This is a genomic window from Variovorax sp. 10N432, assembly GCF_056394465.1.
On record NZ_JBFTHX010000009.1, the window covers coordinates 206,230 to 227,403 of the forward strand.

23 protein-coding genes are annotated in these 21,174 nt (G+C 70.0%); 5 read left to right on the forward strand and 18 right to left on the reverse strand.

All coding sequences use genetic code 11. The features are described from left to right. Positions 1 to 19: 19 nt before the first annotated feature. Genes pcaD through AC1DF3_RS13735 form a run of 8 tightly spaced genes read right to left on the reverse strand, consistent with a single transcriptional unit; the run spans position 20 to position 8,724 of the window. The gene (pcaD, locus tag AC1DF3_RS13700; protein ID WP_286532507.1) at positions 20 to 784 is read right to left on the reverse strand and encodes a 3-oxoadipate enol-lactonase; all 765 of its coding nucleotides are present in this window, start codon (positions 782 to 784) and stop codon (positions 20 to 22) included. Then, positions 781 to 1,989 (reverse strand): multidrug effflux MFS transporter, encoded by a 1,209-nt coding sequence (locus AC1DF3_RS13705; protein WP_478139898.1) that lies wholly within the window; start codon positions 1,987 to 1,989, stop codon positions 781 to 783. Before AC1DF3_RS13705 ends, pcaD begins: the two co-directional genes overlap by 4 nt. Beyond that, a complete protein-coding gene (locus AC1DF3_RS13710; RefSeq protein WP_478139899.1) occupies positions 1,986 to 3,140 on the reverse strand; it encodes a lyase family protein in 1,155 nt (384 codons plus the stop codon). Before AC1DF3_RS13710 ends, AC1DF3_RS13705 begins: the two co-directional genes overlap by 4 nt. A gap of 5 nt (positions 3,141 to 3,145) precedes the next feature. After that, positions 3,146 to 3,979 (reverse strand): shikimate dehydrogenase family protein, encoded by an 834-nt coding sequence (locus AC1DF3_RS13715; protein ID WP_301815025.1) that lies wholly within the window; start codon positions 3,977 to 3,979, stop codon positions 3,146 to 3,148. Further along, on the reverse strand, positions 3,976 to 4,863 hold the full coding sequence (locus AC1DF3_RS13720) for a sugar phosphate isomerase/epimerase family protein (protein WP_478139900.1): 888 nt from the start codon (positions 4,861 to 4,863) through the stop codon (positions 3,976 to 3,978). The genes AC1DF3_RS13715 and AC1DF3_RS13720 overlap by 4 nt, the downstream gene beginning before the upstream one ends. A 29-nt stretch (positions 4,864 to 4,892) precedes the next feature. Next, complete coding sequence (locus AC1DF3_RS13725) at positions 4,893 to 6,383, reverse strand: carboxylesterase/lipase family protein (protein WP_478139901.1); 1,491 nt, start codon at positions 6,381 to 6,383, stop codon at positions 4,893 to 4,895. Between the two features lie 23 nt (positions 6,384 to 6,406). After that, complete coding sequence (locus AC1DF3_RS13730) at positions 6,407 to 7,756, reverse strand: MFS transporter (protein ID WP_286532492.1); 1,350 nt, start codon at positions 7,754 to 7,756, stop codon at positions 6,407 to 6,409. A gap of 44 nt (positions 7,757 to 7,800) precedes the next feature. After that, positions 7,801 to 8,724: a shikimate dehydrogenase family protein gene (locus tag AC1DF3_RS13735; RefSeq protein WP_286532490.1), complete on the reverse strand. Its 924-nt coding sequence runs from the start codon at positions 8,722 to 8,724 to the stop codon at positions 7,801 to 7,803. A 166-nt stretch (positions 8,725 to 8,890) separates the two neighbouring features. Here AC1DF3_RS13735 and AC1DF3_RS13740 point away from each other — a divergent pair, with 166 nt between their 5' ends. Beyond that, positions 8,891 to 9,673, forward strand: coding sequence for an IclR family transcriptional regulator domain-containing protein (locus AC1DF3_RS13740; RefSeq protein ID WP_286532488.1), 783 nt, complete (start codon positions 8,891 to 8,893; stop codon positions 9,671 to 9,673). 10 nt (positions 9,674 to 9,683) lie between these two features. Here AC1DF3_RS13740 and AC1DF3_RS13745 read toward each other — a convergent pair whose 3' ends face one another. From AC1DF3_RS13745 to AC1DF3_RS13755, 3 genes are all read right to left on the reverse strand, one after another. Then, positions 9,684 to 10,361: a hypothetical protein gene (locus AC1DF3_RS13745; protein WP_286524657.1), complete on the reverse strand. Its 678-nt coding sequence runs from the start codon at positions 10,359 to 10,361 to the stop codon at positions 9,684 to 9,686. Positions 10,362 to 10,381: 20 nt separating this feature from the next. Then, a complete protein-coding gene (locus AC1DF3_RS13750; RefSeq protein WP_478139902.1) occupies positions 10,382 to 11,788 on the reverse strand; it encodes a selenium-binding protein SBP56-related protein in 1,407 nt (468 codons plus the stop codon). A 99-nt stretch (positions 11,789 to 11,887) separates the two neighbouring features. Beyond that, entirely contained in the window at positions 11,888 to 13,297 is a 1,410-nt protein-coding gene (locus tag AC1DF3_RS13755; RefSeq protein ID WP_478139903.1) for an MFS transporter, read from the reverse strand. Positions 13,298 to 13,459: 162 nt separating this feature from the next. Between AC1DF3_RS13755 and AC1DF3_RS13760 the strand changes: the two genes are divergently transcribed. Both AC1DF3_RS13760 and AC1DF3_RS13765 read left to right on the forward strand, forming a co-directional pair. Beyond that, the gene (locus AC1DF3_RS13760; protein WP_286532481.1) at positions 13,460 to 14,239 is read left to right on the forward strand and encodes an IclR family transcriptional regulator domain-containing protein; all 780 of its coding nucleotides are present in this window, start codon (positions 13,460 to 13,462) and stop codon (positions 14,237 to 14,239) included. Positions 14,240 to 14,337: 98 nt separating this feature from the next. Further along, entirely contained in the window at positions 14,338 to 15,264 is a 927-nt protein-coding gene (locus AC1DF3_RS13765; RefSeq protein ID WP_286532478.1) for a carbohydrate kinase family protein, read from the forward strand. Between the two features lie 12 nt (positions 15,265 to 15,276). Here AC1DF3_RS13765 and AC1DF3_RS13770 read toward each other — a convergent pair whose 3' ends face one another. From AC1DF3_RS13770 to AC1DF3_RS13790, 5 genes are all read right to left on the reverse strand, one after another. Beyond that, on the reverse strand, positions 15,277 to 15,699 hold the full coding sequence (locus tag AC1DF3_RS13770) for a putative toxin-antitoxin system toxin component, PIN family (protein ID WP_478139904.1): 423 nt from the start codon (positions 15,697 to 15,699) through the stop codon (positions 15,277 to 15,279). Positions 15,700 to 15,704: 5 nt separating this feature from the next. After that, complete coding sequence (locus AC1DF3_RS13775; protein ID WP_286532474.1) at positions 15,705 to 15,989, reverse strand: AbrB/MazE/SpoVT family DNA-binding domain-containing protein; 285 nt, start codon at positions 15,987 to 15,989, stop codon at positions 15,705 to 15,707. Between the two features lie 65 nt (positions 15,990 to 16,054). Then, positions 16,055 to 17,233 (reverse strand): MFS transporter, encoded by a 1,179-nt coding sequence (locus AC1DF3_RS13780; protein WP_286532473.1) that lies wholly within the window; start codon positions 17,231 to 17,233, stop codon positions 16,055 to 16,057. Next, on the reverse strand, positions 17,233 to 18,342 hold the full coding sequence (gene aroC / locus AC1DF3_RS13785; protein WP_286524674.1) for a chorismate synthase: 1,110 nt from the start codon (positions 18,340 to 18,342) through the stop codon (positions 17,233 to 17,235). Before aroC ends, AC1DF3_RS13780 begins: the two co-directional genes overlap by 1 nt. 8 nt (positions 18,343 to 18,350) lie before the next feature. Beyond that, positions 18,351 to 18,713, reverse strand: a complete 363-nt coding sequence (locus AC1DF3_RS13790; protein WP_478139905.1) for an ArsR/SmtB family transcription factor — start codon at positions 18,711 to 18,713, stop codon at positions 18,351 to 18,353. A 103-nt stretch (positions 18,714 to 18,816) separates the two neighbouring features. Between AC1DF3_RS13790 and AC1DF3_RS13795 the strand changes: the two genes are divergently transcribed. Together AC1DF3_RS13795 and AC1DF3_RS13800 are read left to right on the forward strand one after the other, a co-directional pair. Beyond that, positions 18,817 to 19,239, forward strand: a complete 423-nt coding sequence (locus tag AC1DF3_RS13795) for a cupin domain-containing protein (protein ID WP_301815009.1) — start codon at positions 18,817 to 18,819, stop codon at positions 19,237 to 19,239. Positions 19,240 to 19,288: 49 nt separating this feature from the next. Beyond that, a complete protein-coding gene (locus tag AC1DF3_RS13800) occupies positions 19,289 to 19,867 on the forward strand; it encodes a GbsR/MarR family transcriptional regulator (protein WP_286532463.1) in 579 nt (192 codons plus the stop codon). A 7-nt stretch (positions 19,868 to 19,874) separates the two neighbouring features. On the opposite strand, the gene cydX is transcribed toward AC1DF3_RS13800, so the two are convergent. Then, entirely contained in the window at positions 19,875 to 19,997 is a 123-nt protein-coding gene (cydX, locus tag AC1DF3_RS13805) for a cytochrome bd-I oxidase subunit CydX (protein WP_286524681.1), read from the reverse strand. A gap of 21 nt (positions 19,998 to 20,018) precedes the next feature. Then, positions 20,019 to 21,173: a cytochrome d ubiquinol oxidase subunit II gene (gene cydB, locus AC1DF3_RS13810; RefSeq protein ID WP_478139906.1), complete on the reverse strand. Its 1,155-nt coding sequence runs from the start codon at positions 21,171 to 21,173 to the stop codon at positions 20,019 to 20,021. Position 21,174: the final 1 nt, after the last annotated feature.

Sequence of the window (21,174 nt, forward strand, 5' to 3'; positions counted from 1 at the left end):
GCGATAGCGCCGCAGTGCATCAAAGACTGCGCCAGAAATCCACCAGCAGTTGGGTGAACGCCTCCGGCCGCTCGACCGCGCTCAAGTGAGCGGCTGCTATGGTGGCCAGACGCGACCCCGGAATCGCCGCCACCATCGCCTCGGACATCGAGGGCGGCGTGGCCTCGTCGCGCGTGCCGGCGATCACCAGCGTCGGCACGGGGATGCGCCGGTTGCTCTCGCGGAAGTCGATCGCCGCCACGGCTTCGCAGCTCGCGATGTAGCCGGCCGCATCGGTGCGCAAGAGCATGTCGCGCAACTGCCGGGCCGCCGCGGCGCCTTCGGGCGTCGCCACGTAGCCGGGTGTGAGCCAGCGTGCCACGGCGCCCTCCGCGATGCCCGCCACGCCTTGCGCCCGCACGGTCTCGATGCGGGTGCGCCAAGGGGCTGCATCCGGATAGTGGGACGCCGAATTGGCGATCACCACGGTCTTCAGCAACTCGGGACGACGGGCCGCCAGCGCCTGGGCCACCATGCCGCCCATCGACAGCCCGACGAAATGCACCGGCTCGCCCTCGGCCTCGCGCTCGATCAGCGCGGCCGCGTCGTCCGCCAGGTCCTGCATCGTGACCGGCCCGGCCAGCGACTCGGAGGCCCCGTGGTTGCGGTGGTCGTAGCGCAGCACCGTGTGGGCCCGCGCCAGCAGCGCCGCCGCGCCGTCCCACATGTGGAGGTCGCAGCCCAGCGCATGGCTGAGCACGACGATCGGGCCACCGCCCTCGCGGACCAGGTTCAAGCGGATCATGGGCTTTCCTTTCGAGGATGCGACAGCGGCAGACGAGGCAGCCAGACATGGGCGATCAGCACCAGCGCGGCGCCGGCCAGCGCCATCGGCACCACCATGGGCCAGGCGCCGTGGCTGAGTTCGGGATCGACGAAGCCGGCGGCCACCTGGCCGACAACGAAGGCCACCGCCATCATCGCAAATCCGGACCACGACACCGCGCGGCCCGCCAGATGCGGCAGGTCGCCGACCGCGCCGGCCTGGCCGCAGGGCTGGTGGATGCCGTGGCCGATGCAGTAGATCGCATGGCCCAGCAGCAGCGGCCAGGCCGTGCGCGGCAGCAGCCAGCAGCCCAGCGCCTGCACCAGCGGCCCGGCGAGGCTCAGCAGCGAACCCATCTGCACCGCGCGCACCGCCCCCACGCGCCGCAGCAGGCGACGGCACAGCGTGGTGCTGAAGATGTAGACCAGCGAGCCGCCGGCCGGGATCCATCCGTACCAGGCGGGAGAGAAGCCCAGGTAGCTGATGTAGACCATAGGCGACAGCAGCAGGAAGCAGAAGATTCCCCCGTAGGTGGCGGCGGCCAGCGAGGCCCAGGCGCGAAAGCTCGCGCTGGCGAAGACTTCGCGCAGGCTGCCCTTGGGCGCGGAGGGGCCGGCGCTGTCGGCGCGCGTTTCGTCGAAGCCGCGCCAGCATAGAAGCCAGAGCAGGAATGCATATGCCGCCATCCCTCCCAGCACCCAGCGCCAGCCCGCGGACTGCACCGTCCAGGCCCCCATGAGCGGCGCCAGCAGGCCCACCACGCCGAGTCCGGTGAGGCCGCGCGCCATCACGTGCGGCCCCTCGTGGGCCGGATAGAGGTCGCGCACCGCGGCCCGCGCGCAGACCAGGATCGCCGCCATCGAGAAGCCCTGCAGCGCCCGGCAGGCCACCAGCATCGGGATCCCGCTCGACAGCGCGCAGCCCAATGCCGCCAGCGCATAGCTGGCGAGGCCGACCAGCAGCACCGGGCGGCGCCCGAAGCGGTCCGACAGCGGGCCGCAGGGCAGCTGGCCGAAGCCGAAGGCAAGCACGAAAACCGTCAGGCTGGCGCTGGCCGGGCCCAGGTCGCGCGTGATCGCCGGCAGTGCCGGCAGGTAGCTGTCGGTGGCGACCGGCTGCGCCGCCAGCAGCAGCGGCAGCAGCAGGGCGAACGAGATGCCGCGGCGGGCTGCGGCGGAAGTCATCCCGCAATGTCGCTTGGATCGACGGGTTCGGGGGCTGACTGAAGGACCAGCACCTGCGCCAGTGCCTGCACACCGGCGGCCTCGGCTTGCGCCGGGTCGAGGCGCAGCTGTTCGATATTCGACAGCATCCGCGCGGCATCGACCTGCAGGCCGGGCAAGGCGTCCGCCAGCGCCCGCGCGCTGCCGTGCGCCGACATCAGGAGCTGGGGCCATTCGGCCAGCTCCGCCTGCCAGCTGCCCGGCGAATGCGCCTGCGGCATCCCGGCCAGCAGCGCCGCCACGCGCTGCGGCGCGCGCTGCGCGGCCGCCAGCGCGACCACCGACGCCGGTCGCTGGCCGCGGGCGGGATCGCCGGCCTCCGCCAACTCGGCGATCTCGGATCGGGCCAGCAGCGCGATGTCGCTGGCGACCCGGCCCAGGCTGCCGATCAAGAGCCCCAGTTCGCAGCCGAGTGCGATCCAGTCGTCGCGCTCGCTGCGCCCGTCAGCCCCCGGGTCGCGCAGGCCGAGCGCCTCGGCCAACTGCCGGCGCACCGCCGCGCCCTGCCCCTGCATCCGGTCGTCCGCACCGTCGCCGGCGCCGAACCGCACCTGCAGCGCCCGGCGCGCGGCCCCGGCCAGCCGCTCGCGGCGGCGGGCGAGCGGCGCCGCCCAGTCGACGCACACCCGCCCGAAACTCGTGACCGTGTCCGGCTGCCCCAGCGGGCGCGCGAGCATCGGCGTGGTGGCATGGCGCTCGGCTTGCGCGAGCAGCGCCTGCACGGCGCGGGCCAGATCGGCATCGACCAGCGCCACGGCCTCGCGCGTCAGCAGCGCCATCGCACTGTCGACCAGTTCCTGGGCGCCGCAGCCGAAATGCACGAAAGGCACCGCGTCGGCGTTGAAGAGGCCGACTGCCTCCTTGAGGCTGTGGACCAGCGGGTCCGCGATGCTGCCGGCGCGGCCGCTGTCTCGAACGATCTTGGCGACGTCGAACAGCTCGACCTTGCAGCTGCCGGCGATCGACGCGGCGGCCGAGGCCGGGATCAGCCCGAGCCGGGCCTGGGCGCGTGCCAGCGCGGCCTCGAAGCGCAGCATCGCGTCGACCACGCTGCGATCGCCGAAGACGCCGCGCATCTCGGACGTGGAAAGCACCGCCTCGAAGAGGCTCATGACGTTCAGTAAGCCAGCGTCGCCACCGCCCGCAAATCTTCCGGCGTGGCGCTGCCGAAACCGAAGAACTCCAGGTAGGCCGGAATCATCTCGAACAGCATGTCGGTGCCGACCTGCACTGCGCAGCCCTTGTCGCGCACTGCGCGCAAGAGCGGCGTGTATTCGCTCTTCATGACCACTTCGCCAACGAAGGTGGACGGCGCGATGCGCGCGACGTCGAAGGGGAGCGGATCGCCCTCCTTCATGCCGAGCGGCGTGGCGTTGACCACCAGGTCGAAGCCGGCCGGGTCGTTGGAGCCGGTCGTGACCACCAGTTGCGGGTAGTGCGCGCGCAGGCGGCCGGCGAGCGCCTCCGACGAGGCGGCGCTGCTGTCATAGAGCGCCATCTGCGCCACGCCGGCCGCGGCCAGCGAGGCGGCGATCGCCGAACCGACGCCGCCGCTGCCGGACACCAGCACCCGCGCACCTTCCAGCGCTCGGCCCTTGCGCTGCACGCCGCGCACGAAGCCGGCGCCATCGAACTGGTCGCCCAGCAAGCTGCCGTCGGGCCGCTTCAGGATCGCGTTGCAGGCGCCGGCGATCTTCGCGGTCGGGGTCGCCTCGTCGACCAGCGACAAGGTCGTGATCTTGTGCGGCATGGTGACCAGCGCGCCGCGGATATTGGTCAGCTTGAACAGCGAGGCCAGCACGCCGGCGTAATCCTCGGTCTTGACGCCCATCGGCATCACGACGGCGTCGATGCCCTGCCGGTCGAACCAGGGGTTGTAGATCATCGGAGCCTTGAAGCTCTCGGTCGGGTAGCCCAGGTGGGCGATCAGGGTGGTCTTGCCGGAAATCATGGGGATGTCGTCCTTCGGTCGGCCGGCCTCGCGCCAGCCACATGCGATTCGCTGATCCAGCGCGCGCTCTTCATCGCGCGCTGGCCGATGACCATCGGGTCGGAGTTGACGTAGTCGTCGTTGAAGACCTCGAAGGTGTAGTGGCCGCGATAGCCCTTGTCCTCGAGCAGCTGCACCAGGTCGCGCACGTCGTGCAGGCCCTCGCCCGGGAACAGGCGCTGGTGGCGGGCCAGCTCGATCATGTCGGCCTGGCGGTCGCTGTACTCGAAGAAGTAGTCCGCCAGCTGCACCAGGAAGATCTTCTCGACCGGCACCTCGGCCAGTTGCGCCAGCATCTCGGCGCCGTCGTCGCCATGCACCGACATGTGGAAGAAGTCGAGATTGAGACCGACATTCTCGCGGTCGCAGCGGCGCACGATGTCCCAGGCCTGGTGCCAGCGGTTCACGTGGCGGCCCCACGAAAGCGCCTCGTAGCAGATGCGGATGCCCAGCGGCGTCGCCAGCGTGGCGAGCGTGCGCAGGTCCTCGGCGGCGCGCTCCGGATCGTCGATCGCCAGCGGCGAGGTGGTCGAGCAGCACAGCAGCAGGTCGGTGTCGACCAGCGCCATCTGGCGCAGCTGCTCGCGCGCCATCTCGAGCCGGTGCGGGCGCATCGCGTCAGGCGCGCACTCGAAGTCGCGCAGCGGCTGGAAGTCGGTGACCTTCAGCCCGCTCTGCTTGACGAGCTGAGCCGCCTTCTCGACCCCGGCCGGATGGTTGATCAGGTCGCGCGCCCACAGCTCGACGCCGGCGAAGCCGGCCGCCTTCATGCATTCGAGCTTGTGGCCGAGCTCACCGCCCATCGTGACAGTGTTGAAGCCGAAGCGGTCGAGGGCGATGGCCATGGCAGTCCCTGGTTCGGAAGATTCGGTTGTCAGGCCACGAAGCGCAGCTGGGCGCGCCGGGGCACATCGACGAGTTCGGGCTCGGGCTTGAGCTCCAGCACGGTGGGCCGGCCGTCATCGAACAAGGGCCAGTGCGGCAGGCCCTCGCCGTTGGGGTTGCCGGTCCTGGCGAACCGGATCCAGCAGCCCTGCATGAGGGCTGTCATGCGGTCGTCCTCGGCCCCCCAGTCGCGCGTGAGTTCGCGCGTGGTGCCGAAGACGTACGGGTACTCCGAGCTGTGGAAGACGCCGAGCGCCATGGCCGGATCGGCCTCGCGATAGCGCTGGCCCGGCCGGAAGGGCTGCAGGTGCGCGAAGTGATAGACATAGGTCGGCGCCCGCAGGGCCTGGGCACGCGCGGCCGCATGCACGCCGCCGGCGAAGAGGCCGTCGCCGAACAGCGCCCGGCTCGACGCCGCCGCCTGGGCGTCGTCGTTGGCGGGGTAGAAGGCTTCAGCCTCGCCGGCGCGCTCGCCGAAGCGCCGCTTCAGCTGGGCCCGGAATGCCTCGGCACTGGCCGCCGCCGGGAAGGCCGTGCCTTCGTCGCGGTTCCAGCCGGTGAGAAAGGGCACGGCCTGCTGCTCGCCGGCGCCGAAGGTCTCGGCCAGGGTGCGGGTCAGGAAGCGGCCGTCGACGATCGGCATGAAGCGCGTGCCCTGCGCCAGGTAGCGCTGCAGCAGCTGGTCCGCGGTCAACGCGCGCAGCGAGGCGATGGCGTCGCCGTCCGCGAAGGCCAGCCCCTTCGCTTCGCCGGCCGCCAGGTCCTCGGTCGGGCTGATGCCGAAGCTCTGCGCGATGGCGTGCCTGAACAGGCCGCGCGCCTCGGGCGAGGCCATCAGGGCCACGACCCCGTGGCCGCCGGCGGACTGCCCGAACACCGTGACCTTGGCGGGGTCGCCGCCGAAGGCCGCGACATTGCGCTGGACCCAGCGCAGGGCCGCCGCCATGTCGAGCAAGCCGTAGTTGCCCGAGCTGCCGCCCGCCTCCGCGCTCAGTTCCGGATGCGCCATGAAGCCGAAGGGCCCGAGGCGGTAGTTGATCGTGACCAGCACCACGCCCTGCCGGGCGAGATCGCCGCGCACGAAGACCGGGTTGGCGGCCGAGCCCTGCTGGAAGGCACCGCCATGGATCCAGACCATGACCGGCAGCGCCTCGTCGGCCGCTGCCGCGGGGGTCCACAGGTTCAGGCAGAGGCAGTCCTCGCTCATCGGCTGCACGCCCGAGAATTCCGCGTAGACCGAATCGGCGGCACGGCCCGGCTGCACGCACTGCGGCGCGAAGCGGTCGGCCCGGCGCACGCCGTCCCAGGGCACCACGGGCGCCGGCGGGCGCCAGCGCAGGTCGCCCACCGGCGGCGCCGCGAAGGGCACGCCCAGGTAGGCCCGCACGCCGGTGGCGGCGTCGCGCACGCCGGCCAGCAGGCCGCCGTCGACGCGCACCGTCTCGGCGCCGGGCACGGGCGCGGCGGCGGCAGGCTGCATCGGCTGTTGCGGATCGTTGCGCATCAGGCGAAGGCCCTCGCGTTCTTGCCGAGTTCGTGCATCGGCACCTGGTAGGTCTCGCGCGCCGTGAAGATCGAGATCGCTGCGATCACGCAGGACGCCGTCACCAGGGCGGCCACCGGCATCCAGCCGTTCGGGCCTTCGCCCATGATCGCGGCGCTGATGGTGGGCGCGAAGCCGCCGAGCGCGAAGCCGATCTGGGTGCCGATGGCCATGCCCGAGAGGCGCACGCGGGTGTCGAACATCTCGCCGTAGAGCGAGGGCCAGATCGCGTTCGAGGCGCTGTAGACGATCCCCGAGGTGAGCAGGCCGAAGATGAAGATCAGCGTCAGGTCGCCGCGGCTGATGGCCCACAAGGTCGGCCAGATCAGCACCGCGCAGCCCAGCGCGCCGAAGATGAAGACCGGCCGGCGGCCGATCCGGTCGGCCAGGATCGCCCACAACGGGATCGCGGCCAGCGCCACCACGTTGCTGCAGACCAGCAGCGTCAGCATGGTGGCGCGCGGGATGTGCACGGTGTTGACCGCGTAGGACAGCACGAAGAGTCCGAAGATGGTGCTCACCACCGACACCAGGGCGCCGAAGATCACGCGCAGCACGGCCGGCGTGTGGTCGCGGAACAGAACGGCCGCGGGCAGCTTGACGGTCTCCTTGGCATCGGCCTCTTCCTTGAAGGCCGGTGTCTCGGGCAGCGTGCGGCGGACCCAGAAACCCACCGCCACCACGATCGCGCTCAGGAAGAACGGAATACGCCAGCCCCACGAGAGCAGCTGGTCCTCGGGCAGGGCCGAGATCGGCAGGAACACGATGGTCGCCAGGATGAAGCCCATCTGGGTGCCGCTCAAGGTGAAGCTGGTGTAGAACGCGCGCCGGTGCGCCGGTGCATGTTCGAGCGTCATCGAGTTGGCCCCGGCCTGCTCGCCGGCCGCCGACAGTCCCTGCAGCAGGCGCAGGATGACCAGCATGATCGGCGCCGCCATGCCGACCTGGTTGTAGGTCGGCAGCAGGCCGATCAGGAAGGTCGAGATGCCCATCAGCAGCAAGGTGAAGGTCAGCACCTTCTTGCGGCCGAACTTGTCGCCCACGTGGCCCATGAAGAAGGCGCCGATCGGACGCGTGATGTAGCCGACGCCGAAGGTCGCGAAGGCGGCCACGGTGGCCAGCTTCGGGTCGATCGACGGAAAGAAGATCTTGCCGAACACCAGCGCCGCCGCCGTGCCGTAGATGAAGAAGTCGTAGTACTCGACCGCGCTGCCGATCCAGCTCGCGAAGGCGGCCTTGCGCGGCGTCTTGAGCCCTTCGGGCTCCGGCTGCGTCGCGCGCGCGTCCGCCGCGTTGAGGGTGATGGCCATCGTGCTTGTCTCCTTGGGAAGTGCTGGAATGGTCGGGCGCTGGCTCAGGCCACGCTCGCCGAGTGGTAGCGCAGGGGGTGGCGGATCTCGTCGGCCATGGCCGGGGGGTAGATCAGCTCGCGCAGGAAATCGGCATCGTGGCGCAGCGCATGGGCGGCATCGCGGTGGCCGAAGAACTCGAAGTAGTGCGGCATCTGCTGCACCAGCATCTCGAAGCCGGCCTGGGCATGGAGGCCGCGCTCGCGGGCGGCGCGCACCAGCGGCGTCGGCTGGTTGCGCAGCAGGATGTCGAACAGCGCCGCATGCGGTTCCATGCGGGCGACGTCGACCGGCAGCGGGTCGTCGGGCTTGAGCCCGAGCGCCGTCGCATTGACCACCAGGTCGTAGCCGGCCGGGTCGCTGCTGTCGACCGCCACCGTGGTGGCATCGAAGAAGGCGTCGAGCTGGGCCGCGACGCCGGCCGCCTTGCCGGCCACGATGTCGTGGAAGGCGATGTGCTCGGCGCCGTTGACCGTGCCGCCCTCGGCCAGCGCGACGCCGATCGCCGCCGCGCTGACGCCGGCGCCGAGGATCAGCACGCGCTTGCCCCGGAACGGGATGTTGTAGTGGTCGAGCGCGCCCAGCAGGCCCTCGCCGTCGAACAGGTCGCCCTCGAGTTCGCCGTTGGCGATGCGCCGCACCACGTTGACCGAGCCGGCCACGCGGCCGAACAGGCCGCAGCCGTCGAGCAGGTCCACCAGCAGCGGCTTGTGCGGCGGCGCGATCGCCATGCCGCGCACGTTCTTGGCCAGGAAGGCGGCCTTGACGAACACCGCCAGGTCGCGCTTGGCCACCTGGACCGGCACCATCACGGCATCGATGCCGCAGCGCTCGAAGACCGCGTTGAACATCCGCGGCAAGCGGACGTTCGTGACCGGGTCACCGGGGAGCAGGTAGACGGAGGTGCTGCCGACGATGGAGGGGAACATGGGTGGTGTCTCGCTTCAAATTGTTCGAATATCGCGCGATTTCGAAGAAGCGGCGCTAATGTAGGCCGCCACGCGCCCGGCGCGATCGTTCGTCCGTCGCGCAGAAATCGATCATCGAACGCAAATGTTCGATAATCGCACGCATTCAGGGTTTCCCCCGAGAACGATGACCACCGACGACGCCACCCCGCCAGAGCTCGACAAACGCGACTGGATCGCCGGCCTGGAACGCGGCGTGGCCGTCATCGAAGCCTTCGACGACGCGCACCCGCGCATGACGGCCAGCGAGGCCGGCCAGCGCACCGGCATGACGCGGACCGCGGCCCGGCGCTACCTGCTGACCTTGCAGCACATGGGCTACGTGGCCGGCGACGGCAAGCTGTTCTGGCTGACGCCGCGGGTGCTGCGGCTGGGCCAGTCCTACCTCGAATCGGCGCGGCTGCCGCGCATCGTCCAGCCCTTTCTTCAGCGCGTGGCGGCAGGCACGCACGAGATCGCCTACCTGAGCGTGATGGACGGCGACGAGGTGGTCTACATCGCGCGCAACGGGCCGAACCGCAGCATGAGCACCGGCTACGTGCTGGGCGCGCGGGTCCCGGCCCAGGTCACGGCCTCGGGCATGCTGATGATCGCCCTGCGCAGCGACGCCGAGCGCAGCCACTGGCTCGACACCCATGAGCTCGCGGTCTTCACGCCGCACACCATCGCCAGCAAGGAGCGCATGAAGCTGGAGCTGGCGCGCATCCGGGCCCAGGGCTGGGCGCTGTCGGAGCAGCAGCTGGACCTCAACTCGCGCGGCATCGCGGTGCCGCTGCGCGACCGCCACGGCGACCTCGTGGGGGCGCTCAACATCACGATGCCGATGGGCCACGAAGGCAGCGAGGACGCCGTGGCGCGGGTGCTGCCGGTGCTGCGCGAGACGGCGCAGGCGATGCGCGGGCTGCTCTGAGCCTTCGTCGTCAATGCCCGGCCGCCCCGCCCCAGGCGGTGGCGATGGCCGCCGCCCCCGACAGCATCAGGCCGGCCGACCAGAGCGTGTCGAGGTCGAGCCAGGCGCTGCGCAGCGCCTTCAAACCCAGGTAGCGGTAGACCAGCCAGGCGACGCAGAGCCCCGAGCCGATCATCGCGGCCGAGTGGACCAGCGACACCGCGACCGCCGTGGCGGCGCTCGCGCGCATCAGGGCCAGGGTGGACGGCGGATCGAGCGCCGGGTCCGCCGGGACGCCGCACAGCCCCACCAGGATCGGCAGCAGCATCAGCCCGGCGCCGTGCGCACTGGCCATCAGGAAGGACCACAGGGTCAGCTGTGTCGGCCGAAGGCGCCGGCTCCACCGGTGGCGGCCCGGCCGGACCAGGCGCCAGGCGCCGAAGACCAGCACCAGCAGCCCGACGCCGATGCGGATCTCGCGGCCCCAAGGCAGCAGGTTCGCCAGCAGCGCGAAGGGCAGCAGCACCAGCGCCATGGCCAGCAGGTGGCCCGCCCCCAGCGGCAGCCAGGTGGCGAAGACGGCCGCGCCGCGCTGGCGCTCGAGGCCGTTGGCCACGGCCAGGGGCCAGCCCATCGCGGGATTCAGTCCATGGTAGAGGCCGATCGCCACCACGCCGGCCCAGAGCGAGGCTGCAGCGAGGGGGCTCACGGCGACTCGGAGGCCTCGCTTCAGGCCGACGAATAGCAGAAGGAATCGGTCGAGCAGTCGCCCCCCTGCAGCCGGATCTGGTGGGCACCGTAGTCGTTGCCGAAATCGACCAGGAAGCCCGGGTCCAGCGTGAGGCCCCCGTCGGCACCGACGTGGCACATCGCCTGCCGGCCCGGCACGCCGTCGGGATAGAACTGGGCGTCCCAGCGGCTGTAGAGCGAGTTGGTGAAATAGACGCGCTTGCCGTCGCGGCTGATCTCGGTCATCTGCGGTCCGCCGCCGAAAACCGTTCCGTTCGGGTGCGGCGTGCGCCGCGCGATGCCGCCGACGTGGACGCTGCCGGCCAGGCGCGGGTTCATCGGGTCGGACACCTCGTACTGGCGCAGCTCGCCGGTGCCCCAGCAGGCCACATAGAGGAAGCGGTCGTCCAGCGACAGGTCGATGTCGCTGACCAGCGGCGGCACGGCGCCGAAGCCCTTCAGCAGCGGCGGCAGCAGCGCCGCATCGGCCGGTTCGGGCGGGATCACCGCCGTCTTCTTCGCCTGGAACTTGCCGCCCTCGCGCCACCAGGTCCAGATCGAGGCTTCGAGGTTGGTGGTGTCGACCACCACCCCGACGAAGCCGTATTCGCGCGTCGGCTCGTGCGCCGGCCGGACCTCCAGCGCCATCTGGTGATTGGCGCCCAGGTCGATGCTCTGGACATGGCGGCGCCCGCGCAGGTCCCAGAAATGAAGCTGGTGCCCGTAGCGGTTGGCCAGCAGGTCTTCGGCCACGATCCCGCCCTCGAACTGCGGCGGCAGGCCCCACTCGCTCGACACCATGTAGTCGCGCGGCAGGTTCCACCAGAAGTCGTAGTGCAGCTTCTGCGGCCCGCGCTCGATCTCCCACTTGCCGAGGACCTCGAAGCTCTCGCAGTCCATCAGGAACACGCCCGGCGGCCCTTCGGTCCCGTCGGCACCGGCGCCGCCGAGGGTGCTGATGTACAGGCCTTCTGGACCGCAATGCACCGTGTGGGGCCGCGAGTAGCCGGTCTTGCGCAGCACCTCCTCCGGCTCGACCACGCGGGCGATGGTCGGCCGCACGGGATCGGGCTGCGTGTCGACCACGTAGATGCGCGACGACCGGATGCCCGGGATGACCAGGTAGCGCCGCTTCAGGAAGGCATGGCCGGACATCGGCGACAGCACCGAGCTGCAGGCGTTCCAGCCGAAGTGATGGAATTCGTCGCCCCGGTTCGGCATGTCCAGGCGGTGCAGCACGCGGCCATAAGTGGCTGAAGCGGGGTCGACATCCACCACCGCCAGCGCATCTGGCCGGGAGGCATCGGGCGACAGCAGCGCGGTGTAGGCGATGCGCTCGGCTTCAGCCTCCATCGCCAACCGCGGCGAGGCGTGGAAAGTGGGATCGGTTCGCAGCGATTCGAGCATGGCGCGCTCCTGCAGGCGATGGCGCGCCAGTATGCGCCTGTCGCCGGCTCTCTCAAAAACCCCCTGGGCCGGTCCGGGACTTTCCGTGCGCGGCCGAGCTCAGGCCGCGGCCCGGGCCAGCTTCGCATCGGCCAGCGTCTGGGCCCGCATGCGCTCGTAGTCCGGCTTCGGGACCGGCACCGCATTGGCATTGCCGAGGTCGTTCAGGTGGACCCGGTAGGTTTCGCGGGCACTCAGCACCGCCAGGGCCGAGACGATGGTGATGCCGAAGGTCAGCGCGCCGATGGTCAGCGGGATGTTGGCCGCGCCGGGCGGCGCGACGGCGACGAACAGCGCCGGCAGCAGGGCCGTGATGGTGGTGCCGATGTTCTGCGAGATGGCCATCGCCGAGCAGCGGGTGCGGGTCGGGAACAGCTCCGGGTAGAAGCTCGGGAACACGGCGTTGTAGCCCTGGTACACGATGCCCCACATCAGCAGCGACATGACGATCGCCAGCGGCACGTTGTGGATGCTGATCGCGTAGAGGTAGCCGAAGGAAAGCAGGCCGGCGCCGAGCGCACCGATCACGATCGGCGGCTTGCGTCCGACCTTGTCGGACAGGTTGCCGACCATCGGGATCACGATCACGGCCAGGATGTTGCCGAGCACCGGGATCCACAGGAAGATGTCTTTCTGGAAGCCGATGCCGTAGGCCGGCTGCACCGCGTAGGCGGCACCGAACACCGTGGCCACCACCGGGATGACGTTCATCAGGGCCGCGCAGACCACGCGGAGCATGTCGCGCCAGCTGTTGGTGAAGGCCTCGATGATCGGCGCCTTGGGTGCCGCATGCGCCTTGTCGACCTCGGCGAAAGCCGGCGTCTCGTCGACTTCGCGGCGGATGATGTAGCCGGCCACGATCACGATGAAGCTCAACAGGAACGGAATGCGCCAGCCCCACGACAGGAAGGCCTCCTCGGGCATGAAGTGCGCGAGCGGAAGGAACACGGCGGCCGCCAGGATCTGCCCGGCCTGGACGCCCTGCAGGCTGAAGCTGGCGAAGAAGCCGCGGCGCCCGAACGGCGCATGCTCGAGGATCATCGAGCTGGCGCCGGCGATCTCGCCGGCCACCGCGAAGCCCTGGATCAGGCGCAGCACCACCAGCAGCGCCGGTGCCAGCAGGCCGACCTGGGCGTAGGTCGGCAGCAGCCCGACGGCGATGGTCGAGAAGCCCATCAGGAACATGCAGACCAGCAGCACGTGCTTGCGCCCGCGCGTGTCGCCCCAGTGGCCGAGCACGAAGGCGCCGATCGGCCGCGCCACGTAACCCACGCCGTAGGTCGCGAGCGAGGCGATGATCGCGATCCTCGGATTGCCCGAGGGAAAGAAGATCTGCGGGAAGATCAGCGACGCCGCGGTGGCGTAGATGAAGAAGTCGTAGTACTCGAGCGCCGAGCCGATCCAGCCGCTGGCGGCGGCCTTCCTCGACTGGTGCCTGCCTTGCGGCTCGTGGTCGTTGGGGTTGCTCATTTGTCTCTCCTTGGGGGTTCGGGGGGTCGGCTGGCGCTTCGCGGGCCGAGGCGGCGACTTTGGACCGCCTCAGGGTTCTCCACAACGCCGAAGCCGCATGTCGCGAGCGATGATCGACCGCACCCGTGCACCACGCGCACGAAAACCGGGTTTCCCCCAACCATGCTCCCACCTGCCGAGCCACCGCCCATCGACCGCAAGCTCCTCATCGAAGGCCTCGGCAAGGGACTTCGCGTGATCGAGGCCTTCTCGGAGGACCGGCCCCGCCTGACCGCCACCGAGGCCGGCGAGCGCGCCCTGCTGACCCGCACCGCGGCCCGCCGCTACCTGCTCAGCCTGGTGCACTACGGCTATGCGGCGACCGACGGCAAGTACTACTGGCTGCTGCCGCGCGTGCTGCGGCTCGGCCAGGCCTTCATGGAGGTGGCGCGGGTGCCGCGCATCGCCCAGCCCTTCATCCAGCGGGCGTCGATGCAATGCGGCGAATCGCTCAACGTCGCCACCCTGGACGGGCACGAGGTGGTCTACCTGTCGCGCAGCAATTCGCCGCGCGTGGTGTCGATCGGCTTCCACCCGGGGGCCCGGGTGCCGGCCCACGTGGTGGCGCCGGGGCTGGCGCTGCTCTCGACCCTGGACGATGCCGGCCTCGATGCCTGGCTCGCCGCCCACGACTTCGCCAGCTTCACCGGCTTCACGGTGGTCGACCCGGCCCGTTTCCGCGAGAACGTGGGGGTGGCGCGCCGGCTCGGCTACGCGCATGCCGACCAGTACCTCGACTTCGGGCTCAGCGGCCTCGCGCTGCCCCTCAAGGACCGCAAGGGCCACTGCCAGTACGCGCTCAGCGTCACGGTGCAGCGGCAGGTCTACCCCGACACGCAGCTGGTCGACAAGCTGCTGCCGGTGCTGCGCGAAGTGGCCGAGGCGCTGCGGCCGATCATCTGAGAAGCTGTTTGCAAGCGCGTATCGGCGCCCGGTGCTGGCGGACTGGTTCGAACCGGCGCCAGCCTGTAATCTCCTGATCCTCACTTTCAAGGATCCCCATGTTCGTGGTCTGCGGCGAAGCCCTGATGGATGTCTACACGGGCGAAGCCACCCCCACCGGCCTGGCGCTGGATGCCCGCATCGGCGGCTCGCCGCTCAACGTGGCCCAGGGCCTGGCCCGGCTCGGGCGGCCGGTGGCCTTCCTGGCCGGGCTGTCGACCGACGCCTTTGGCGAGCGGCTGCTGGCCTCGCTCGCGGCCGAAGGGGTCGACACTTCGCTGATCGTGCGCAGCGATGCGCCCAGCACGCTCAGCGTGGTCAGCGTCGACGCCCGCGGCGTGCCGCGCTATGCCTTCCACGGCACCGGCGCGGCCGACCGGCAGCTCAGCCACGACACGCTTCCGGCGCTGCCGCCGACCGTGCGCGTGCTGCAGTTCGGCTCCTACGCGCTGGCGGTCGAGCCGGTCGGCAGCGCGTTGCTGGCACTCGCCGCCCGCGAGCGCGGCCAGCGGCTGGTCGCCTACGACCCGAACGTGCGTCTCAATGTCGAGCCCGACGTGGCGCGATGGCGCGCGCTGGTCGACCGGATGGTCTCGATCGCGCACCTGGTCAAGGTCAGCGACGAGGACCTGGGCCTGCTCTATCCGGCCGAGGCGCCCGAGCAGGTCGCGGCGCGCTGGCTGGCGCAGGGCGCGGTGCTGGTCGCGGTGACCCGCGGCGGCCAGGGCGCCAGCGCCTGGACCCGAAGCGCGCGAGCCGACGTGCCGACGCCGCAGGTGAAGGTGATCGACACCGTGGGCGCCGGCGACACCTTCCAGGCCGGCCTGCTGACCTGGCTCGACGAACACGGCGCGCTGACGCCCGGGGCGCTCGCGGCGCTCGATGGCCAGGCGCTGGGCGCCCTGCTCGGCTTCGCGGCCAAGGCCGCGGCCATCACCTGCTCGCGCCGGGGCGCCGACATGCCGAGACGGGCCGAGCTGGACTGAGAACCTGCGGCTTCAGCGCGGGTCGAAGCCCGCGATGAAATCCTCGATCCGCACGATCGGGATCGCCGTGCCACCGGCCAGCACCAGCAGGTCACGGTCACCGGTCACCAGGGTCGCATCACCGACCGCGGCCAGGTGCAGAAACGGCAGGTCGACGGCGTCGCGGCAATCGGGAACCTCGGGCGGCGGGTCGGGCGCCACCACGATCTCGGCGAACGGCAGGTAGTCGCCCAGCAGTTCCTCGCGCTCCGCCGCCGAGAGTCGGAATTTGGGATAGGCCAGCACGCGAAGCAGCTCGGCGGCGGTGGCCTTGCTGAGCAACGGCACGCAGGTCCCCTGCTGCCAGAGCCCGCGCAGCCTTGCCGTCGCCGGGCCGCCGAACAGCAAGGCCGAAACGACCACGTTGGTGTCGAACACCACCCGGACGGCGGCCACGCGGCTCAGGCCCCGGGCTTGCGTCGGGGGACGGGAGTCCGGTAGGCGGGCGTGGGCTCGGCGGCCACGGGCACCGGCTGCTCGCTGCGCGCCCAGGCCACGGCATCGGCCACGTCCGAAGCGCCCAGGCCCAGCGCCGCCAGCTTGGCTCGCACGGCATCGCCGCGCTGGATGCGCACCGGTGTCAGAACGATCTGGCCGTCGCGCAGCGCCACGTCGAAGTACTCCGGGACATCGCCGAGCTGGTCCGTCACGCTGCGCGGCAGGGTGAGCTGGTTCTTGGAAGTCATCTTGGCGAGCATTGGAAATCCCTCCGGTAAGGAATCCTTACTTTAGCCCCGATCCGCCCCCACCGTCAAACCGCGCCGCCGACCCGCTGCGCCCGCCAGGCGCATCCGCTCGCGACCGCCGCCACCGCCGTCGCCACGCTGAACATGGCGACATAGCCGAAGCGCTGCGCGATGGCGCCACCCACCAGGACACCGAGCACGCCGCCGAAGCCATAGCCGATCACCGTGAAAAGCGCCTGCCCGCGGCCGCGCAGCCGGCCCGGAAAGTGGCGCGACACCATCGCGATGCAGGTGGTGTGGTGGGCCGCGAAGGACAGCGCGTGCAACGCCTGCGCCACCACCAGGGCCCAGACCCACTGCCCGCAGCCGGCCGTGATGCCCATGCGCAGCACCGCCGCGAAACCGCACAGCAGCAGCCAGCGCGGCATCGACAGCAGCCCGAGCAGCCGCCCCTGCAGGAAGAACCAGACGATCTCGGCCACCACCGAAAGCGCCCAGAGCAGGCCGATCGTGCCCTTGCCGTAGCCGAGCGAATCGAGGTAGAGCGACAGGAAACCGTAGACCGCGAAATGCGCCATCACGTGGAAGAACAGCGAGACGAAGAACCAGCGCACCGCCGGATTGCGCAGCACCGGACCGACCGGCTCGCGGGCCTGCGCGTGCTGCGACACCGGTTCGCGCACGTCGGGCAGCCGCAGTGTCGCGATCAGCACGATCGCCAAAGTGCCGCCGGCCCAGGCCGGAAAGTGCCGCATGCCGAAGCGCTCGAACCATTCGCCGGCGAAGAACACGGTGACCAGGAAGCCCGCCGAGCCCCAGAGGCGGATGCGGCCATAGCGGCCCCAGTCGCCGGCCACCAGGTGCGCCATCGCGGCCTCGGTGAGCGACATCATCGAGCTGGTGTGCGTGAACATCACGAGCAGCACCAGCATCAGCCACCACGGGCCGCCGTTCCACCACAGGCCGAACGAAGAGACCAGCGCCACCGCGGCGCTGAAGCGCAGCAGCTTCACGCGCTCGCCCGTGTGGTCGCTCAGCGCGCCCCATGCATACGGCGCGAAGACCCGGGTCACCGACTGCACCGAGGTCAGCAGGCTGATCACGAAGATCGGCAGCCCGAGGTCCTTGAGCCACAGCGGCAGGTACGGATTGAAGAAGCCGATGTGGGCGAAATAGCTCGCCGACAGGGCCGCGAAGGCCAGCAGGTGGCCGCGCCCCCCGGCGGCGGGCGGCGCGGATGCCACTAGAGGAACGAAGCCTGGGGCGACGGATGCTCCGGCAGGTCCGGCGCATGCACGTCGCCGCACTGGGCGCGGTTGCGCAGCGCATGCTCCATCACGACCAGCGCCAGCATCGCCTCCGCGATCGGCGTCGCCCGGATGCCGACGCAGGGGTCGTGCCGGCCCTTGGTCACGACCTCGACCGGCTGGTTGTTGACATCGATGGACTGGCGCGGACTGATGATCGAACTGGTCGGCTTGATCGCGATGCTCACCTCGAGATCCTGGCCCGTGCTGATGCCGCCGAGCACGCCGCCGGCGTTGTTGGTCACGAAGCCCTGCGGCGTGATCGAGTCGCCGTGGGTCGTGCCGCGCTGCGTGACGCTGGCGAAGCCAGCGCCGATCTCGACGCCCTTGACCGCGTTGATGCCCATCATCGCCCAGGCGATGTCGGCATCCAGCTTGTCGAACAGCGGCTCCCCGAGGCCCACCGGGACGTTCGACGCCGTGACCCGGATGCGGGCGCCGCAGGAGTCGCCGGCCTTGCGCAGCGCGTCCATGTAGGCCTCCAGCTGCGAGACGTCGGCCATGGGCGCGAAGAAGGGGTTGTTCGGCACGTGGTCCCAGGCCTCGAACGGGATCACGATGTCGCCGATCTGCGCCATGCAGCCGCGGAAGCGGGTGCCGTACTTCTCGAACAGCCACTTCTTGGCGACCGCGCCGGCCGCCACCATCGGTGCCGTCAGGCGGGCCGACGAGCGGCCGCCGCCGCGCGGGTCGCGGATGCCGTATTTCTTCCAGTAGCTGAAGTCGGCGTGGCCGGGGCGGAACTGCTGCGCGATCTGGCCGTAGTCCTTGCTGCGCTGGTCGGTGTTCTGGATCAGCAGCGCGATCGGCGTGCCGGTGGTCTTGCCTTCGTACACGCCGCTCAGGATCTGCACCGCGTCGGGTTCGTTGCGCTGCGTCACGTGGCGGCTGGTGCCGGGGCGGCGCCGGTCGAGGTCGCCCTGGATGTCGGCTTCGGTGAGCGCCATGCCGGGCGGGCAGCCGTCGATGACGCAGCCGATCGCCGGGCCGTGGGATTCACCGAAGTTGGTGACCGCGAATAGGGTGCCGAAGGTATTGCCGCTCATGGCGGGGATTATCCCAACAAAGGCGCGATGTTCCGGCTGGGCCGAACCATGGCTTCAGCGCTTGCGGCCGGGTCCAGGCGACCGGCCCAGAACTTCTCGTAGTGCGACAGCCACACGGCGGCCTCCTGCATCGGGGCCGGCGACAGCGCGCAGCGCACGATGCGGCCTTCTTTCGTGCGCGACACCAGGCCGGCCTCCTCGAGCACGCGCAAGTGCTTCATGAAGCCGGTCAGCGACATGCCATGCGGCTGGGCCAGTTCGCTGACCGTGAGGCCGCCGCCGCGCCCCAGCCGTTCGAGCACGTCGCGCCGGGTGGCATCCGACAGGGCTGAAAAGACGGCATCGAGAGTGCCGGCATTAGAGTGAACCATATGGTTTAGTTTCGAAGCCGGGCGCCGGCTTGTCAAGGCACGCGGCAGGAATGGTTTATGCGTGCTGCGGCGCAGCATTCCCACCCTCCGAAGGAGCAGGCCCATGCTGGACCGAACCGACACGAAGTTCTCCCATGTCAAACCCGGCGACACCGACTACGTTTCAGGCGGATTGCGCGATTTCTTCCTGTATCGCGACCTCGGGGTGGCGGACGCCACCAACGGCCGCGTGATCGCGCACCTCGTCAAGGCCAACATGGCACCGGAAACGGGCACCGGCTGGCACCGGCACGAAGCGGATTTCCAGATCGTCTACATGCTCAAGGGCTGGGCCCGCTTCATGTACGAGGACAAGGAGACGCTGGTCGCCGCCGGCGACGTGGTCCATCAGCGCCCGGGCATCCGCCACTACCTGTTCGACTATTCGCCCGACATGGAATACCTCGAGATCGTGTCGCCGGCCGACTTCAAGAGCATCGACGTCGAGCCCGCCTGCGAGGTCCCGGCGCCGACGCCCTGGAAGTAGTCTTTCAGTCTTTCTTGAAGCTTCAGCAATTCGGCCTGAAAATCGGCCGATGCCCAAAGACGCCCTGCCCGCCCTCAGCCGAGAATTCATCGCCCACTTCGGGGAAATGGGCAGCAAATGGGGCATCAACCGCACGGTCGGCCAGATCTATGCGCTGATCTTCATCTCGGAGCGGGCGCTGAATGCCGACGAGATCGCCGAGTCGCTCGAGTTCTCGCGCTCCAACGTGAGCATGGGCCTGAAGGAGCTGCAGGCCTGGCGGCTGGTGCGGCTGCGCCACCATGCGGGCGACCGGCGCGAGTATTTCGAGGCGCCTTCCGATGTCTGGGAGATCTTCCGCGTGCTGGCCGAGGAGCGCCGCCGGCGCGAGATCGAGCCGACGCTGTCGATGCTGCGCATGGCGCTGCTCGAAGAGCCCAAGACCGACGCCGAGCGCCATGCCCAGCAGCGCATGCGCGACATGCACGACCTGATCGACCGGCTCATGAAGTGGTTCGACGACGTGCAGCGGCTCGCCCCGGAAACAGCGATGCAGCTCATGGGCATGGGCGCGACCGTGACCAAGGTGCTGGGGCTCAAGGACCGACTGACAGGCGGGTCCAAGGCCCCGAAGCCACCCAAGGAATAGCGGCCGGCTACGGCTTGTCGAGCTTGTCGTGCCTTACGGCCTCGTCGTCCATCAGCTCGTACCACATCGCATTCAGCACCGCGAAGGTCGCGGCGAGCGGCAGTCCCAGGATCCAGGCGAAGTACCACATGGTCGGATTCTCTTTCTGTGACTAGTACGCGTGGCCGCGCTCTTCGCTGATCGCGGCGGCGTCGACCTTGCCGCGCAGCACGGCGTACACCCAGCTGGTGTAGGCGACGATGATCGGGATGAAGATGGCGGTGACCACCAGCATGATGAACAGCGTCAGGTGGCTGGACGACGAGTCGAACACCGTCAGGCTGGCGCGCGGATCGATGGTCGAGGGCAGGATGAACGGGAACATCGAGACGCCGACGCTCAGGATGATGCCGGCGATCGACAGCGCGCTGGCCACGAAGGTCATCAGCTCGGCCCGCATGCGCAGGCCCAGCAGCGCCACCAAAGCGCCGGCCAGGCCCAGGCCCGGCACGACGTAGAGCCACGGATGCGCCTCGTAGTTGGCGAACCAGGCGCTCGAATGCACCTCGACGGTCTTGAGCAAGGGGTTCGACGGCCCGTCTGCCGGCAGCGCGCTGGTCACGCGAAAGCCGTCGACGAACTTCCACAACGCGAAGCCGGCGAGCGCATACAGCACGATCGTCGCGACCGCCGCCACGCTGCCGTAGGCCCGCGCGCGCTGGGCCACCGGGCCCTGCGTCTTCAGCTGCAGCCAGGCGGCGCCGTGCATCGCGAGCATCGCCACCGACACCAGGCCGCACAGCAGCGCGAACGGGTTGAGCAGGCCGAAGAAAGTGCCGTCGTAGAAGATGTGCATGTCGGGGTTGAAGCGGAACGGCACGCCGCGCAGCACGTTGCCCATCGCGACGCCGAAGATCAGCGCCGGCACGAAGCCGCCGATGAACAGCGCCCAGTCCCAGCGCGCGCGCCAGGCCGGCTCGTCGCGCTTGCCGCGGAACTTGAAGGCCACCGGCCGCAGGATCAAGGCCACCAGGATCGCGAACATCGCGATGTAGAAGCCCGAGAACGACACCGCGTAGAGCTGCGGCCAGGCCGCGAAGATCGCGCCGCCGCCGAGGATCAGCCAGACCTGGTTGCCCTCCCAGACCGGACCGACGCTGTTGATGATCACGCGGCGCTCGAGGTCGTTGCGGCCCGCGAACGGCAGCAGCATGCCGGCGCCGAGATCGAAGCCGTCCATGACCGCGAAGCCGACCAGCAGGACGCCGAGCAGGAGCCACCAGACGAGGCGCAGCACTTCGTAGGAAATGAGGGTGTGGAGAATCATG

Coding starts and splice junctions, on each gene's coding strand:
- AC1DF3_RS13725 (WP_478139901.1), bottom strand. CDS start 6,383: ATGCAGCCTGCCGCCGCCGCGCCCGTGCCCGGCGCCGAGACGGTGCGC.
- AC1DF3_RS13730 (WP_286532492.1), bottom strand. CDS start 7,756: ATGGCCATCACCCTCAACGCGGCGGACGCGCGCGCGACGCAGCCGGAG.
- AC1DF3_RS13755 (WP_478139903.1), bottom strand. CDS start 13,297: ATGAGCAACCCCAACGACCACGAGCCGCAAGGCAGGCACCAGTCGAGG.
- AC1DF3_RS13795 (WP_301815009.1), top strand. CDS start 18,817: ATGCTGGACCGAACCGACACGAAGTTCTCCCATGTCAAACCCGGCGAC.
- AC1DF3_RS13715 (WP_301815025.1), bottom strand. CDS start 3,979: ATGATTTCCGGCAAGACCACCCTGATCGCCCACCTGGGCTACCCGACC.
- AC1DF3_RS13790 (WP_478139905.1), bottom strand. CDS start 18,713: ATGGTTCACTCTAATGCCGGCACTCTCGATGCCGTCTTTTCAGCCCTG.
- AC1DF3_RS13710 (WP_478139899.1), bottom strand. CDS start 3,140: ATGAGCCTCTTCGAGGCGGTGCTTTCCACGTCCGAGATGCGCGGCGTC.
- AC1DF3_RS13775 (WP_286532474.1), bottom strand. CDS start 15,989: ATGACTTCCAAGAACCAGCTCACCCTGCCGCGCAGCGTGACGGACCAG.
- pcaD (WP_286532507.1), bottom strand. CDS start 784: ATGATCCGCTTGAACCTGGTCCGCGAGGGCGGTGGCCCGATCGTCGTG.
- AC1DF3_RS13750 (WP_478139902.1), bottom strand. CDS start 11,788: ATGCTCGAATCGCTGCGAACCGATCCCACTTTCCACGCCTCGCCGCGG.
- AC1DF3_RS13705 (WP_478139898.1), bottom strand. CDS start 1,989: ATGACTTCCGCCGCAGCCCGCCGCGGCATCTCGTTCGCCCTGCTGCTG.
- aroC (WP_286524674.1), bottom strand. CDS start 18,342: ATGAGCGGCAATACCTTCGGCACCCTATTCGCGGTCACCAACTTCGGT.
- cydX (WP_286524681.1), bottom strand. CDS start 19,997: ATGTGGTACTTCGCCTGGATCCTGGGACTGCCGCTCGCCGCGACCTTC.
- AC1DF3_RS13800 (WP_286532463.1), top strand. CDS start 19,289: ATGCCCAAAGACGCCCTGCCCGCCCTCAGCCGAGAATTCATCGCCCAC.
- AC1DF3_RS13760 (WP_286532481.1), top strand. CDS start 13,460: ATGCTCCCACCTGCCGAGCCACCGCCCATCGACCGCAAGCTCCTCATC.
- AC1DF3_RS13765 (WP_286532478.1), top strand. CDS start 14,338: ATGTTCGTGGTCTGCGGCGAAGCCCTGATGGATGTCTACACGGGCGAA.
- AC1DF3_RS13720 (WP_478139900.1), bottom strand. CDS start 4,863: ATGGCCATCGCCCTCGACCGCTTCGGCTTCAACACTGTCACGATGGGC.
- AC1DF3_RS13740 (WP_286532488.1), top strand. CDS start 8,891: ATGACCACCGACGACGCCACCCCGCCAGAGCTCGACAAACGCGACTGG.
- cydB (WP_478139906.1), bottom strand. CDS start 21,173: ATGATTCTCCACACCCTCATTTCCTACGAAGTGCTGCGCCTCGTCTGG.
- AC1DF3_RS13735 (WP_286532490.1), bottom strand. CDS start 8,724: ATGTTCCCCTCCATCGTCGGCAGCACCTCCGTCTACCTGCTCCCCGGT.